Origin of the sequence: Providencia sp. PROV189 (assembly GCF_028480065.1) — a bacterium.
GTDB classification, from domain to species: domain Bacteria; phylum Pseudomonadota; class Gammaproteobacteria; order Enterobacterales; family Enterobacteriaceae; genus Providencia; species Providencia stuartii.
The window spans coordinates 43,897-59,761 of record NZ_JAMPOG010000011.1; the positions used below are offsets into that span (position 1 = coordinate 43,897).

Consider the following 15,865-nt stretch of genomic DNA (forward strand, 5'->3'; position numbering starts at 1 on the left):
CGGCGGGGTTTTTAATCTGCGTTGATTGTTCCCGTTACGGCGCTAAGCCCACGACCACCACCACACGCACGACCACCGCGGCACGTGGCGCGGTTAGTAGTAGGTTTGAATGATGAAGAGTCATGTTCACGGGTTATTCCTGTCTGTCGATATTAATTTGGTTTAAATTATTAATCATTATTTTGTGTAAGTGCATTTAAGAAAACACATCTTGTTCACAATGACAATCATTTTTTCCATTTTTATTCATCTCACATTTAAAACGCGATCAATATCACACTACTAACTTACCAGAGCATTTAACTGGCAATTAGTTATTTTTTGGTTTTATCCACTCGTTAAACCGAGATAACAACCAGACTCTTAAATTGACTGATATTCCCTCTTGACTTCAAGTTGACTTGAAGTTGTAAGCTACACATTTCCTGTATTTCACAACAATAAACTGGCAAAGCAAACTCAGCTTAACTGATTATTTCTATTAGTTTATTTGATTTTTAGAGGGTATTATGCCTAAAAATGTTTGGTGGTTAGCTATCGCATTAGCACTGTTTACAACGGGGAATGCTATTGTACTTTCAGTGGCAGTCGTGATCGGCGAGAAACTTTCCGTAGATCCGACTTACTCTACGGTTCCACTCCTGAGCCAATATATTGGTTTAATTATGGCAACCATTCCTATTGCATATTTAATGCAGAAATACTCAAGAAAACTCGGCTTTATACTGGGGAGTTTTTCTGGAATGATCGGAGCCATTCTATCCATTGTTGGTATTATTTATTACAACTTAACCTATTTCTCAATTGGCCTATTCTTTACAGGAATTGCCATTGGTACAGCACAACAATTTCGTTTTGCAGCGCTCGAAGAAGCTCCTAAAGCTTTACATGCTAAAGCGGTTGGGTTAGTGATGAGTGGAGGAATTGCAGCCGCCTTAATCGGCCCAACGTTGGCCGTTATGACACAGCGCTTTTTCACTGAATACCCTTTTGCTGGCCCCTTTAGTGCATTAACGCTCATCTATGTTATCGCTTTTATTTTATTATTAAGAGTGCCTTTGAAAAAAGTCGAACAACAAAGGCAAAACCATAGCAAAGCGAAACGTAGTTATAAACAACTGTATTCACAACCGATATTAAAATTAATTACTATCGTAAGTGCGGTTGGCTATGCGTTAGTGGTATTGACTTTCGCTTCCATTCCACTCTCTATGAAACAACACAATTTCCCCTTCTCTTTAATAGCTCTTGTATTCCAGTGCCATGTACTCGGTATGTTCGCACCCTCTTTTTTTACAGGGCACCTTATTCATCGTATTGGAACAAAAAAGATCATCGTTATCGGTATTTTGTTGCTGTTTCTCTCTGCCACAATAAACCTGCTGGGAAGCCAATTTTATCACTATCTACTATCAGGCATATTCGTTGGTGTCGCGTGGAATTTTATTTTAATCAGTACCACCCAACTATTGCCTCTCGGCTATGAAGATCACGAAAGAGCAAAAGTGCAAGGTATGACAGATTTTCTTATTTATTCTTTTGGTGCTTTAGGTAGCCTTGCAGCCGGTGTGTTATTTTTCTCGCTCGGTTGGCAATTGATGAATGTCCTGTCAATGGTCATTTCAATTTTCATTCTTGTTTTTTGTATTGCTTTAAAAAAACATATTACGCAATGAATTAAACAATAAGATAGGTATTTAATTTTATATATACAGGTGTAATCGTCGTCTGCCATAGTGGAATACACTGTATTATAACCTGTTTAAGTTTTATTTATTCAAAAGCTATCCGATGAGTAATATGCTTATAATCTAACAAATAGGAAATGTATTATGTATAATAAATTACCCATTTCATATAGCAGAAAACATACTCAATTTCAGTCCTCTATTATCTCTGAAATCCTAGTTTGGATAGAAGGAAACCTTACTAATCGATTATCATTAGATGATATTGCACAACATTCTGGATATACCAAATGGCACTTGCAACGGGTATTTCGTAAAATTGTCGGTATGCCTTTAGGGGAATATATACGCCGTCGACGGATCTGTGAAGCGGCGAAAGAGCTACAAACCACAAACCTTCAAGTAATTGATATTGCTTTGAAATACCAATTTGACTCCCAGCAATCCTTTGCCAAAAGGTTTAAGGCTTATTTAGGTATTTCACCTTCTTTATATCGTCTTTCCGACACTGGTTATAATGACCTCTTGTTGCTAGAGCCTAAGGTCGCTTAACCATTGAATATGAAAAGACATCGAAATTTGACGCATTACTGTATTACTGACTAATAAGCTCCTAGTAATAATACTTGCTGGAGCTTTATTTTTATTTAAATCCATTTGTTATCCTTTTTCCTTTTGATTGAATATTAAGAAACCCTTAATGTTCATCCTCGATAAATATTTTATAATTGATATAAAAAGACAAATTTTCATTATTAGGTTAAATAAAAAACCATACTAATTAGAAACTTTTTATATTTAGGTGTTTTTCTAGACCTATTGCATACGGTGATAATATTAGTGTCATTTTCTACATTCAAATCACAATAATATGATACTCAGTATTAATTTCCTATATTGTAATAGCTTCCCCCATTGGATCATCGGCATATTAGGCGATATTGTTTATCAATGCTATAAATCCCTAAAACCCCCTTACTCTGCCATCACTCGTTCAATTGTTACCAATTAAGTAAAACATCCTTGTTCCACTGCGTGGTATTTAGCCCTGCTCTTTCTCAATTACCGCTTGATAACGGACTGGCCGTTTGAGTTTTTTTACTAAGCCATCTTTTTCTGCGCGCTTCAACCACTCATTTAATTGTGATTTGTGTAATTCTGTCTTTGCAATAAGTTCATCAAGTGAAATTGGTTCTTTAGCCAACCCTTGAAGTTCCATTGTGAATAATTGATAAAAATCTACAGGAGTTGAACGCAGCTCCTCAATCTCTATAGACTGCTTTGAAACGGCCAAACTGTCTGTTTGCTCCACACCACTTGATACATTGCTCTCTATCTCTGGCAGGTTGGCTTCTAATATTGGATTAGGCTCTGCAAATAATTCTGGTTGTTCAGGAACGGCAGATGAAAAAAGATCAGGCTGTTCTTCTTTTACCTGCTCAACACTATTGACGTCATTTCTAATGAGTTCTGCAATATTAGAGTGTTGCACATCATCCGTTAACCAGCGCGCGCCTTTAGCGACCAAATCAGCATTAGCAGCACTTTTGTCAATTGTCGGCTTGACCCATAGAGGCACCCACATTTTTTTTAGATTTTCTTCAGCACCACTTAACGTACCCCCTTTTTTACCTGAATGGATCACAAGAGCGCTATCTGCTAAACAGTAAATATACTTATTGCGAGCCATCGCATTACCGGTGCTAAAACCCGCTTCTGGATAAAAAGGTGATACTAATACCGCATGCCCCTCCATTAGCCCTTTACGCCATTTACTACTCGTTGCGGCTTTTAGTAAATTATCCGCCACCACACCAATAATTACGCCACCTTGCCGCATAGCGCCTAACATTGCCGTTTCATCGACACCACGTGCTGCCCCTGAAATAATCGCGACATTATCGGATGCTGCTTTAGCACCAATTTGGTCTGTATAAGTGAGATCAGACACACTTGCATTACGTGAACCAATAACGGCTAATCCCCCCATATTCAATAACGCTTTATTCCCACAACCAAATAACACGGGGGGAGAATCTGTTTTTAACCGCTGTTTTAAACGTTTTGGGTATTCAGGATCAGAACGCGTAACCACCCACAAACCCGCTCGTTGCCATTTCTCTATGGCAAGAGCAAGGCTATGCCCACGGTTCAATAGCTCCACAATCCGTTCTGTACTAATACGAGCATCGTGCCACCCACTGAGTAGTGCCTTCGGATCAGAGACTAAAAGGTCTGCTGGTGTCGTTGATTTTTCTTTCAACCATAACGCAAACCGCCCCCACTCCGTATTAGTGAGCGGCTTGACGGCTTCACTACTCGCCTTGGAAAAATAGCTAGTTAGTAATAAAGTCGCTTGCGCTGTTGGTGACAATGAGCTAGATACATTCATGAGTCTTTTACCGAAGAAGAGGCAAGTGCAACTGGATATACCATACCACTACCTGCCTGCTGTAATAATGCCGCGATGACTGTTAGCGTCCAGCCGGAGTCCACAATGTCATCGACCAAAAGTACGGGCTGCCCACATAATAATTCTGTAATAGCAAATGCGCCATCCAAATTCTGGCACTGGTGGAAACGATTTTGCTGACTTTTTTGTGGCTGGTTATCTTTAATTTTGCTCACAGAATTCACAAATGGCAAGCCTAGTCGCGAGGCTAAACGGCGAGCAAAACTTGGTACTAATTCTGGATGCTTTCGCGATGGTACACAACAGACCCATTGTGGTGCAGGGGTTGGTTTCCAGCGGTTTTGGATCATTTCTGCCATCGCTTCGACTAATTCATCACTAAAATACCCAGCATATTTGTTGTTTGCAACTAAACGCCCCCAACCAGCATCCCCCCAACGTGATAAAACCCGTCCTTCTTGAGCACGGAGATTTTGTGGCAGACTACCTTTAAAGCCATACTCCAAGAAAGCATTAGCGGCAACCTGTGCTTTAGGTTTAATCGCCATCTCGGCGTGCTTAAGAAAAGTTCCCGCCCGATGAACCAAAGCGGGGTCGATGGCTTGGTTGACAACTGGGCGTGCTATACAGGATGCACACTTACCGCAAGGAGTCGGATCATGGTCGTCTAGAGCTTTGCGCAGAAAGGTCATCTTGCATCCACTGTCTTTCAAATAGGCCTGTACTTCTTGCCACTCTTGAACACGCTGTCCTGTTAAATGTTCAATACGCGCATGATCCATTTGGTAATGTACAGGCGTCCTTACCCAGCGGCTGCCATTTTTAATGACGGGCGCCGGGTTTTCCACGCTCAATAATTTAAGTACCTTCTCAATCTGCCCGTAGCGCAGGTTAGTTTTCTCCTCGATATTACGTATTGATAAACCATCACCCTGTTCTAGCGCCTGTAAAACCTCATTGACTTGCATTTCAGATGGAAACGCTGAGCCCCAGAAAAATTCATGAATGTCCCGATCCTCTACACCAGACATTAATACGCCTACTGCATGGTCAATACCACGGCCAGCACGCCCTACTTGCTGATAATAAGCGACAATAGACCCCGGAGCTTGATAGTGAATGACGAAACTTAGGTCGGGTTTATCATAACCCATGCCTAACGCGGTCGTCGCCACCAACACCTTTAATTGATTATTAAATAGTAATTCCTCTAAATGTTGACGGTAAACATTACTATTTTCAAAATCATCACTTTCAACGCTGCTATGATAAGCCTTCGCATCGATACCGTTACGATTTAGCCATTCAGCAACTTGTTCAGCATCACGTACTGTTAATGTGTAAACGATGCCTGTACCCGGCAAATTGGGAATTACCTGAGCTAGCCATGCTAGACGAGAACTTTGATCGGGCAGAACCATGGTTTGCAATGCAAGGCTCTCTCGGATCAATGAACCACGCTGGATCCGGATATGACCAAGTAAGGCCTGAATATCATCGACAACACGATTATTAGCCGTCGCAGTGGTGCCTAATACTGGGGTGTTTGCAGGTAACTGACGCAAAATATTCACAATGCGACGGTAGTCAGGGCGGAAATCATGCCCCCAATCGGAAATACAATGAGTTTCATCAATCACCATCAAAGCGATACGATCTGCAATAGGCTGAAGTACTGTTTCAATAAAACTATCATTAGCTAACCGTTCAGGTGAAATCAACAAACAATCAATTTGATTATTGTGAATACGCTGCGTAACACTTTGCCAATCATCTTGGTTAGTTGAGTTCATCGTCTCAGCCACAATCCCCAAACGTTCCGCTGATTCAATTTGGTTGCGCATCAAGGCCAACAATGGCGATACAATAATCGTTGGCCCCATACCTCTATCGCGGAAAATCTTCGTACTGATAAAATAAACCGAACTCTTCCCCCAACCTGTTCGCTGTACAACGAGTAACTTCTGTCGATGATTTACTAGTGTATCAATCGCTTCCCACTGACCATCTCGAAATTCGGCAGTAGGGCTAGCTAGAGCGGTTCTTAGTAGTTGTAGGGCTTCGGCACGGTTCATTATTACTCCTTAATTTATTCGGTAAGTTCACCGTTGATAAGTTTGGGTAGCAACAAGTCGTGAAATTACATAATGTTCGCTATATTCAAACAGCCTGATAATTTAGAGCATCGATTTTCAACCTGAATATCACGTGTATTCATTCAAGCTAATAGGAAACAAAAAATATCAACTGCATTAATATTATTTATATTTAAAGGCAATAGCACGACTTCCATTATTATTTTCTCGCTTCATGAACTGCATAATAAAGCCACATTTTACCTTTTCCAGCCGGAGGTAAAAAACTGCGAACGTTCTCAAATTTCTGTTCAATTTATTGATATTAAAATGCTTCTGAAACAATAAATTCATTTGGTAAAAGCACAAACACTCTTTCCGTATTGTTAGCCATTACATATAGCTTCTTTTAGGGAATTATCTTTCAGTCTAATGGAATGATTCTGATTGGTGAAAAGAGAGGGAACGACCACTATTTACCTAAATAAAAAATAATATTTTTAGTATTTATTCAACACCCAACATTTGTCTAAAACAAAAAACCTTCTAAATGCTCTCACACTTAGAAGGCTGAAGTTTGTTTTCTGCACTTTGTAAATCAGACGGCTAAAAAAACCTCAGATCTACTTTAATTCGATTTTTATTCCAATCAGAACGGAATATCGTCATCGAAGTCCATTGGTGGTTCGCTGCTTTGTGGCGCAGGTGCTGGTGAACGCGCTGGGGCGCCGCCGCCACTGAATTGCTGAGCCGCTGGTTGCTGAGGCTGACCCCAACCGCTTTGACCACCTTGGCTTTGGCCTGATGATTCGCCACCACGACCGCCTAACATTTGCATTGAGCCACCGATGTTAACCACAACTTCAGTGGTGTAACGGTCTTGACCACTTTGGTCTTGCCATTTGCGAGTCTGCAAAGAACCTTCAATATAGACTTGAGAACCTTTTTTCAGATATTCACCAGCAACTTCAGCTAATTTGCCGAAAATCACGACACGATGCCATTCTGTTTTCTCACGCATTTCACCAGTTTGCTTATCGCGCCAGCTTTCAGAAGTTGCCAGAGTCAGGTTTGCAACAGCACCACCGTTAGGCATGTAACGGATTTCAGGATCTTGCCCTAAGTTACCGATAAGAATTACTTTATTTACGCCTCTGCTGGCCATTTAAACACTCCTGATCCATTAAATTTAATCTCTGTATTAGTCGTGAAGTTTAGCACGACCAACCCATAATGCATACGAATTGCATACTAAAATAGATGTAGCTTGCTCAAGTTGCGAGCAGCTTTGAAAATTTAAATTGTATCGTTCTTGAAGGTTCACAAACTGACAACCTGAATAATTTACTGTGCAGCTACGCGATACATTAATAATTCGACAATGCAAACACCAGCCTTGTTCAGTGCGAATGAATATAATCAACAACGCGACAACTCAAGATCACATGATTATAATCTGTTTTTTAATAAAACACTGTATATTCATTCAGTCTGAATTGTGCGATAATGATTCACTTATGATTGTTCACTATCAAATCATCCGGGAAGTGGTAAATGGATAATATCGAAGTACGCGGTGCCCGCACTCATAATCTGAAAAACATCAATCTCATCATCCCCCGAGACAAACTGATAGTTATTACGGGGTTGTCAGGTTCAGGGAAATCATCATTAGCTTTTGACACACTCTATGCAGAAGGTCAACGGCGCTATGTAGAGTCCTTATCCGCCTATGCAAGGCAATTTCTCTCACTGATGGAGAAACCCGATGTTGATCATATAGAAGGGTTATCACCCGCTATTTCGATTGAACAAAAATCCACCTCTCATAACCCAAGGTCAACGGTGGGCACAATCACCGAAATCCATGACTACTTACGTTTATTATTTGCCCGTGTAGGTGAACCACGCTGCCCAGATCACGATATTCCGCTAGCGGCTCAAACCGTGAGTCAAATGGTCGATAACGTGCTAGCACAGCCTGTTGATCGTCGCATGATGTTATTAGCCCCTGTCGTGAAAGACCGCAAAGGTGAACATGTCAAATTGTTAGATAACTTGGCCTCTCAGGGCTATATTCGTGCACGTATCGACGGTGAAGTGTGTGATCTGTCCGATCCTCCAACGTTGGAGTTACAAAAGAAGCATACCATTGAAGTTGTGGTTGACCGCTTTAAGATCCGTGATGATATCGCACAGCGCCTCGCTGAATCTTTCGAAACCGCTCTTGAGCTATCCGGCGGTACCGCGATTGTTGCCGATATGGATGATCCCGACGCAGAAGAGTTAGTGTTTTCAGCCAATTTTGCCTGCTCGGTATGCGGCTATAGCATGGTGGAATTAGAGCCTCGCTTATTCTCCTTTAATAACCCCGCCGGGGCATGTCCGAGCTGTGATGGCCTTGGTGTTCAACAATTTTTTGATCCTGAAAGGGTGATCCAAAATACCGAGATATCACTCGCAGGTGGGGCTATTCGCGGCTGGGATCGCCGGAACTTCTACTACTTCCAAATGCTGCAATCCCTTGCTGAGCATTATAAATTTGATGTTGAGGCCCCTTATGATTCTCTGAGTCCTTCCATTCAGAAAATTATTCTGTACGGCTCAGGTAAAGAGACGATTGAGTTCAAATATCGTAATGATCGCGGCGATATTACGGTTCGTCACCACCCTTTTGAAGGGGTGCTCAATAACATGGAACGCCGCTATAAAGAAACGGAATCAACGGCGGTACGGGAAGAACTCGCCAAATACATTAGCAATCGCCCTTGCGTGACATGTCACGGAACACGTTTACGTAAAGAGGCACGTTTTGTTTTTGTCGAAAATACCACGTTGCCTGAAATTGCTGACTACAGTATTGGTCATGCGATGGCGTTTTTCCAAAATCTTAAACTCAGCGGGCAACGGGCAAAAATTGCAGAAAAAGTCCTTAAAGAAATTAGTGACCGATTAAAATTTTTGGTGAATGTTGGTCTTAATTACTTAACGCTTTCTCGTTCGGCAGATACTTTATCGGGCGGTGAGGCGCAACGTATCCGTCTCGCTAGCCAAATTGGTGCAGGCCTTGTCGGGGTCATGTATGTTCTGGATGAACCGTCGATCGGTCTCCATCAACGCGATAATGATCGCTTGTTGGAAACCCTCATTCATCTACGCAATCTAGGTAATACCGTTATTGTGGTAGAGCACGATGAAGATGCTATTCGCGCCGCAGATCATATCATTGATATTGGTCCGGGGGCTGGCGTCCATGGTGGTCAAATCGTTGCACAAGGTACCTTAGAAGATATCGTCGCCAATACAGACTCTTTAACAGGCAAGTTCCTAAGTGGCGAGCGGCGCATTGATATCCCTAAAAAACGGGTTCCCGTCAATAAAGACAAGATGCTCAAACTGTTTGGCGCTAAAGGGAATAACCTGAAAAATGTGACCTTAAAACTCCCTGTTGGCCTATTTACCTGTATCACTGGGGTGTCGGGTTCAGGGAAATCCACATTGATCAACGATACCTTATTCCCTATCGCACAACGTCAATTGAATGGTGCCACCACAATTACACCAGCACCTTATCTTGATGTTGAAGGGCTTGAACACTTTGACAAAGTCATCGATATCGACCAAAGCCCTATCGGGCGAACGCCTCGCTCAAACCCGGCGACTTATACGGGGGTGTTTACACCGATTCGTGAGTTATTTGCTGGTGTACCGGAATCTCGTACTCGTGGCTACAATCCAGGTCGTTTTAGCTTTAACGTTAAAGGGGGGCGCTGTGAAGCCTGCCAAGGTGATGGTGTTATCAAAGTTGAAATGCACTTCTTACCTGACGTTTATGTGCCCTGTGATCAATGTAAAGGTAAGCGCTATAACCGCGAAACATTAGAGATAAAATATAAAGGCAAAAGTATCCACGAAGTGCTTGATATGACTATCGAAGAGGCTCGTGATTTCTTTGATGCTGTGCCAGCACTGGCTCGTAAGCTGCAAACCTTGATGGATGTGGGGTTATCCTATATCCGCTTAGGCCAATCAGCGACGACCTTATCCGGTGGTGAAGCACAACGTGTGAAACTGGCTCGTGAGCTATCGAAACGCGGTACTGGGCAAACCATCTATATCCTTGATGAGCCAACCACTGGGCTGCATTTTGCCGATATTCAGCAGCTCTTGACGGTACTACATCAATTACGTGACCAAGGCAATACGATTGTCGTCATTGAACATAACTTAGATGTGATCAAAACCGCTGATTGGATTGTTGATTTAGGTCCTGAAGGGGGAAGTGGTGGCGGTGAAATTTTGATTTCTGGTACACCTGAAGAAGTGGCTGAATGTGAAAAATCGCATACTGCTCGTTTCTTAAAACCCATCTTAGCACGGGGCTACTAACCACAAGCGTGACAGCGCCTTATTTTGAAATCGAAAAACGCGGGCAAAACCCTAATGCCGATCAGTCAGTTAAGAACTCAATAATAGGTTGAACGATCCTACAGTGCTGTAAAAATCCGTAATCATCCCAAGATTACGGATTTTTTTATGTTACTTAGTCAAGCTCTCAAGACTGTTCAGGCTTTCTCGCCAAAATAATTTACAGCCCTTTCTGAGCTCCTTTCCGCTGAACTCATTGACGAATGTCTCGTGGATACTGGGGTTGTTACAATAAGAAAACGCCGTCTTCCGATGGGAATGATGGTATGGGCTGTAATGGAAATCTCTCTTTTTCGTTCTCTTTCCATGGCTCAAGTCTAAGCCTACTTTCCGCAGTAGCTCCGGGGAAAATACCGAAATTCATCAATGAGATATTGGCTATGGTTGGAAGTTTTGTACTACCTAGTAGGCGACAAAGGCATTACCCCGAGCAGTAAAGAAAAAGCCGTAACGGTATCCGTTACGGCAATATTAATAACTCAACTGACAAGCATTACGGGCTAACCCCGGCTTTCTTTAATAAGGGGGTTCCAATGAAAGGCCAAGCAAAGAAAGGAGGGGAATTAGGCGTCAATGGCGAGTATTACAAAGGTGGTCAATTTATGCCGAGGAGTGCCAGTACCGTTAAAGGCGAGCACTGTTCAACGAGTCGTAAAACGGGAAAGAAACGACGTGTGCTGATCGAACCTGGCATTCTCGTCGAAGTTAACCATGACGAAAACGCCATTTTTGCACGTATCAGTGCATTCGTTGCTGTTGAGAACGGTTTTATGCGCCAGACCGCCAGTGCGCATACGGTCACCTATTATGGTTTGGAAACGTCCTTGCCAGATCTTATCCGCCGTTATAATGCAGGTGAACGGTATTGTTGATTGTTCGATATTGATAAAAATAAGAACGGGTTTATACTAATAGTTAATAATAGTTGGTAACTAGTAGGGATTTTAACCATGTCAACGAGTGTAGCTTTAAGCCCTTACTTTGAGGAATTTATCCAAAGTCAGATTAAGAGCGGGCGATATAATAATACAAGTGAAGTGATCCGTGCAGGACTTCGCGCTTTAGAAGAGCAGGAAAATCAATTAAAACTTGCCGCACTTCAAACGGCAATAGTTGACGGTATTAATAGCGGTGAAAGTAAAGATGCGAGCGCGGTATTTAGCCGTTTATCAAGTAAGTATGCCACATTGGCTGAGGATAACGGTAGCAAATGAAATTGGGTATATCACCGCTGGCAGTACAGGATTTAGAATCGATCGGTGACTGGATAGCAAAGGATAATCCCATTAGGGCCCTGAGTTTTATTGAAGAGCTGTATCAAAAATGTCTTCTTATTGCAGACTCTCCGACCCTCTATGCTGAACGCCCAGAAATTTTGCCAGGCTTGAGAAGCTGTGCTTATGGCCGATACCTGTTATTTTTCCGCGTACTGGAAGCTGAAGTACGCATAGAGCGCATACTCCACGGCTCCAGAGATATTCCTGCGCATTTCAGTTAACGATATACGCGGAACAGTGGCTTTTCTCGTTGTGGAAAATGGGATAATGGGGAAGACTGCAAGTGAAAAGGCCATTGCCTATCATGGGCTTACTGAGTCGTTACCGGACCTGATCAAACGGTTCAATGCGGTCGAACGATACCGATGAGGGTGCCCCCTCACCAAAGCTGTCATGACAGTTGCTATCTTATCTTTTTATGAATGAAAAATAACAATATTAGCAAAATAGGAGTGCCAAAAATAACATAAGCCATTGCAGTGTCATGATTCATTCGCAAACTCTCTACGAAAGCGCGCCAAACGGTAACTGGATCATCATTACCTATCACTGTGTAGTTGTATGTAAAGCTTGAACTAAACCCGAATTCAAAAATGCCCAAGCCTAAATAAAATAATAAAACCAACAAAATAGTCAAAAACCATCTTAAAAACGTTCTATTTATCATAAGTGCTACCCAAGACATCGCCACCCATTTCACCACCATCAAAACTTGTTGCCTCTCCGCCTATTTTCGCTGACGATTTGGCAAATTCAAAAAATAGAATCATAGTTCCTTTATCTGATGGCGTGAGATTGTCGATATTTGGATACTGTTTATGGAAATCACCTGTGACTTCAATGACATCAAGCTTCTAAAAATTATTTTTCTTGCCATCCAAATAATTCTGGAATGAAACAGGCACCGTGAACGCCTCTTCTCGTTCGATCGGATACTGCGTTCTCATTGGTGTATAACTCTCTTCAAATATCCCTGTGCCAGATTGCTTTAACCCTTTTACACCCCAAGCACGCAAAAAGTGGGCTAACTCCCCAATAACATTGAGAGCCCGATTGATAACAAAAAATATCAATGGAAAGGGTGTTCAGATATTAACATCAATGAGTGAGCCACTTCGATACCCCAAAGCCGATATTGCAGACCTTTATAGGCATCGTTGGGAAATAGAGCATGGCTTCAGGGAAATGAAGCAGCATATGTTGAATAATGAACTCACATTGAGGAGCAAAAAGCCAGCATTGGTAAATCAAGAATTATGGGGAATAGTACTCGCGTATAACTTACTGCGATTTATGATGGCACAGATGGCATACAGCCTGAAAGATACAGAACCGTATCAGATGGGATTTAAACAAACTGCGCTATACCTGAGTGCTCAATTAAGCCTACTTTCCGCAGTAGCTCTGGGGAAAATACCGAAATTCATCAATGAGATATTGGCTATGGTTGGAAGTTTTGTACTACCTAGTAGGCGACAAAGGCATTACCCCGAGCAGTAAAGAAAAAGCCGCAACGGTATCCGTTACGGCGATATTAATGACTTAACTGGCAAGCATTAGGGCAAAACCCGCGTTTTTTAATCAATAATTCACGAATTATTTGCTTACAGCAGCGAACGCTTCAACAATACGTTGAACATTATGACGGTTTACACCAGCCATACAAACACGCCCCGTACCCACTAAGTAGACAGCAAACTCATCTTTCAAACGCGCAACCTGCTCTTTCGAGAAGCCTGTGTAACTAAACATACCGCGTTGTTTTAACAGATGGTCAAAGTTTTTTTCTGGTAGTGCTTTTTTCAGTTCATCCACCAGAACAGTACGCATTTCTAAAATACGTACGCGCATCTCTTCAACTTCCTTCAACCATTGTGCTTTCTGTTCACTGTTTGTGAGAACTTGCGCCACAATTTTAGCCCCATTTGACGGTGGGCTTGAGTATAGGCGACGTACCCCTGCTTTTAATTGGCCTAATACGCGGTCACGTTCTTCTTGGCTTTCACAAATAACTGACAAACCACCAGCACGTTCACCATAGATACCAAAAATTTTAGAGAATGAATTACTCACAAACACAGGCAAGCCTGCTTTTACCATCGCACGGATAGCATAAGCATCTTCTTCAATACCTTCCGCAAATCCTTGATATGCAATATCCAAGAATGGGATCAGTTTTTGTGCCTTAGCCACTTTAGTCACTTCATCCCACTGCTCTGGCGTGAGATCTGAACCGGTTGGGTTATGGCAGCAAGGGTGCATTAAAATGATGCTATTTTCCGGCAATGTCTTAAATGTTGCCAGCATTTCAGCAAATTTTACCCCTTTACTCTTTTCATCAAAGTAAGGGTAATAGTGAACTTTAGTGCCTGCTCCAGAGAAAATTGATGCATGGTTTTCCCATGTAGGGTCACTGCACCACACCTCTGATTTAGGGAAGTAATGGTTGAGGAAATCCGCACCCAATTTTAGTGCCCCTGAACCACCGATAGTTTGTACTGTCGCGATACGTTCTTGCGCAATAAGAGGACAATCAGCACCGAAGAGTAATTTTTGGATCTCTAGGCGATAATCTTTGAGACCTTCCATCGGTAAATACAGTGACGCGCTTGCTGGTAACTTGTTTAATTCCGCTTTCGCATGACCAACAGTTTTCAGCTCAGGTGTTTTACCTTCCCCATCATAGTATAAGCCGATACTCAGGTTGATCTTGTTTTCACGAGTATCTTTATTAAATTCATCCATCAGCGATAAGATCGGATCGCCCGGGTAAGAATCAACATGTTGGTACACAGTACATCTCCATAATCAGATAAAAATAATATTTTTTTGTTTCGTCTTTTGAAAATAACCCTTTGTTTGCTATTCGTCTACATATTCCATGACAACTCTTGAGGTTAATTTAGTCAGTAACTCATAATTGATAATGCCTGTTTGTGCGGCGATTTCTTCAACTGGCAGAGATTTCCCCCATAAAATCACCTCATCACCCACTTTATCATTGGCATTTGGCCCAAGATCAACGGTGATCATATCCATTGAAACTCGTCCTACAATAGGCACTTTTCGCCCATTTACCAAAACTGGCGTACCTGAAGGCGCGCTTCGGGGATAACCATCACCATAACCTATCGCAACAACGCCCAACCGAGTGTCACGCTGGCTACACCATGTTGCACCATAACCCACACATTGCCCAGCAGCATGCTCCCTAACAGCAATCAATGTTGATTTTAGTGTCATCACACTTTGTAAACCAAAATGCTCGGCGGATGTACCTTCTTGAGGGGAGGCACCATACATGATGATCCCCGGCCTAACCCAGTCATAATGGGCATCTGGCCATAATAAGATCCCTGCCGATGCCGCAATCGATTTTTCTCCGGCCTTATTGGCAACAAACTGTTTAAAGCAGTGAATTTGATTTGCTGTTGTCGGTAATTCAGGCTCATCAGCCTGACAGAAATGGCTGATAATATTGATGGGGTGTTTGACGTTTTTACACGCTTGCAAGCGCTGATAGAATGCTTCCGCATCTTGAGGCAACACGCCTAAGCGGTGCATGCCTGTGTCGAGTTTCATCCAAACTTTAATCGGGTTCGCCAATTCGGTTGCTTCCAGCATTACAAGCTGTTCAACACAGTGGATAACCGTATCGATTTGATGTTCCACTAACAAGGGGAGATCAGAATGTTCGAAAAAACCTTCAAGTAATACAATAGGAGCCGTTATCCCTCGTTCCCTCAGTGCCAGAGCTTCTTTAAGTCGGGCGACACCAAAACCATCAACGAGATCTTCAAGGGTGGTGCTGACTTCGGTTAATCCATGGCCATAAGCATTTGCTTTAACAATGGCAATTAAACGGCTGTGTGGTGCGAGTTCTCTAACTCGTTGCAGATTATGTCGCAGAGCGCGGCGGTTAATTAAAGCGGTTGCCGCTTTCATTATGTCCTCTTTTTACTTTCTTATAAATCATCCAAGATG

Annotated in this window: 14 protein-coding genes and 1 pseudogene; 8 read left to right on the forward strand and 7 right to left on the reverse strand. The window is 42.4% G+C overall.

Features of this window, described 5'->3' with window-relative positions; translation table 11 throughout:
* Positions 1-34 precede the first annotated feature (34 nt).
* On the reverse strand, positions 35-124 hold the full coding sequence (gene ivbL / locus PR833_RS09175; protein ID WP_154598840.1) for an ilvB operon leader peptide IvbL: 90 nt from the start codon (positions 122-124) through the stop codon (positions 35-37).
* Positions 125-509: 385 nt separating this feature from the next.
* On the opposite strand from ivbL, the gene PR833_RS09180 reads away from it, so the two are divergent.
* Both PR833_RS09180 and aarP read left to right on the forward strand, forming a co-directional pair.
* Positions 510-1,676, forward strand: a complete 1,167-nt coding sequence (locus tag PR833_RS09180; protein WP_004924485.1) for an MFS transporter — start codon at positions 510-512, stop codon at positions 1,674-1,676.
* Between the two features lie 156 nt (positions 1,677-1,832).
* Complete coding sequence (gene aarP, locus PR833_RS09185; RefSeq protein WP_004924490.1) at positions 1,833-2,240, forward strand: HTH-type transcriptional activator AarP; 408 nt, start codon at positions 1,833-1,835, stop codon at positions 2,238-2,240.
* 490 nt (positions 2,241-2,730) lie between these two features.
* Here aarP and PR833_RS09190 read toward each other — a convergent pair whose 3' ends face one another.
* The 3 genes from PR833_RS09190 to PR833_RS09200 all read right to left on the reverse strand — a co-directional run bounded on the left by PR833_RS09190 (position 2,731) and on the right by PR833_RS09200 (position 7,341).
* Entirely contained in the window at positions 2,731-4,080 is a 1,350-nt protein-coding gene (locus PR833_RS09190; protein ID WP_036941998.1) for a DNA-processing protein DprA, read from the reverse strand.
* The gene (locus PR833_RS09195) at positions 4,077-6,176 is read right to left on the reverse strand and encodes a RecQ family ATP-dependent DNA helicase (RefSeq protein ID WP_272526045.1); all 2,100 of its coding nucleotides are present in this window, start codon (positions 6,174-6,176) and stop codon (positions 4,077-4,079) included. Before PR833_RS09195 ends, PR833_RS09190 begins: the two co-directional genes overlap by 4 nt.
* 649 nt (positions 6,177-6,825) lie before the next feature.
* A complete protein-coding gene (locus PR833_RS09200; protein ID WP_004924506.1) occupies positions 6,826-7,341 on the reverse strand; it encodes a single-stranded DNA-binding protein in 516 nt (171 codons plus the stop codon).
* A gap of 389 nt (positions 7,342-7,730) precedes the next feature.
* Here PR833_RS09200 and uvrA point away from each other — a divergent pair, with 389 nt between their 5' ends.
* From uvrA to PR833_RS09220, 5 genes are all read left to right on the forward strand, one after another.
* The gene (gene uvrA, locus PR833_RS09205) at positions 7,731-10,565 is read left to right on the forward strand and encodes an excinuclease ABC subunit UvrA (RefSeq protein WP_014656873.1); all 2,835 of its coding nucleotides are present in this window, start codon (positions 7,731-7,733) and stop codon (positions 10,563-10,565) included.
* A 249-nt stretch (positions 10,566-10,814) separates the two neighbouring features.
* Entirely contained in the window at positions 10,815-10,925 is a 111-nt protein-coding gene (locus PR833_RS20415) for a transposase domain-containing protein (protein WP_368913000.1), read from the forward strand.
* 212 nt (positions 10,926-11,137) lie between these two features.
* On the forward strand, positions 11,138-11,476 hold the full coding sequence (locus tag PR833_RS09210) for a hypothetical protein (protein ID WP_004924517.1): 339 nt from the start codon (positions 11,138-11,140) through the stop codon (positions 11,474-11,476).
* A 78-nt stretch (positions 11,477-11,554) separates the two neighbouring features.
* Positions 11,555-11,818, forward strand: coding sequence for a type II toxin-antitoxin system ParD family antitoxin (locus PR833_RS09215; RefSeq protein ID WP_004924521.1), 264 nt, complete (start codon positions 11,555-11,557; stop codon positions 11,816-11,818).
* Positions 11,815-12,102: a type II toxin-antitoxin system RelE/ParE family toxin gene (locus PR833_RS09220; protein ID WP_014656874.1), complete on the forward strand. Its 288-nt coding sequence runs from the start codon at positions 11,815-11,817 to the stop codon at positions 12,100-12,102. Before PR833_RS09215 ends, PR833_RS09220 begins: the two co-directional genes overlap by 4 nt.
* A gap of 182 nt (positions 12,103-12,284) precedes the next feature.
* On the opposite strand, the gene PR833_RS09225 is transcribed toward PR833_RS09220, so the two are convergent.
* A complete protein-coding gene (locus PR833_RS09225; protein ID WP_179078408.1) occupies positions 12,285-12,566 on the reverse strand; it encodes a hypothetical protein in 282 nt (93 codons plus the stop codon).
* 314 nt (positions 12,567-12,880) lie between these two features.
* Between PR833_RS09225 and PR833_RS09230 the strand changes: the two are divergent.
* Positions 12,881-13,419: pseudogene (locus tag PR833_RS09230) on the forward strand (transposase); the annotation flags it as partial.
* A 58-nt stretch (positions 13,420-13,477) separates the two neighbouring features.
* Here PR833_RS09230 and PR833_RS09235 read toward each other — a convergent pair.
* Positions 13,478-14,674 carry an amino acid aminotransferase gene (locus tag PR833_RS09235; RefSeq protein ID WP_014656877.1) on the reverse strand — a complete coding sequence of 399 codons (1,197 nt, stop codon included), beginning with the start codon at positions 14,672-14,674 and terminating at the stop codon, positions 13,478-13,480.
* 69 nt (positions 14,675-14,743) lie between these two features.
* A complete protein-coding gene (alr, locus tag PR833_RS09240) occupies positions 14,744-15,826 on the reverse strand; it encodes an alanine racemase (RefSeq protein WP_014656878.1) in 1,083 nt (360 codons plus the stop codon).
* Between the last annotated feature and the right edge of the window lie 39 nt (positions 15,827-15,865).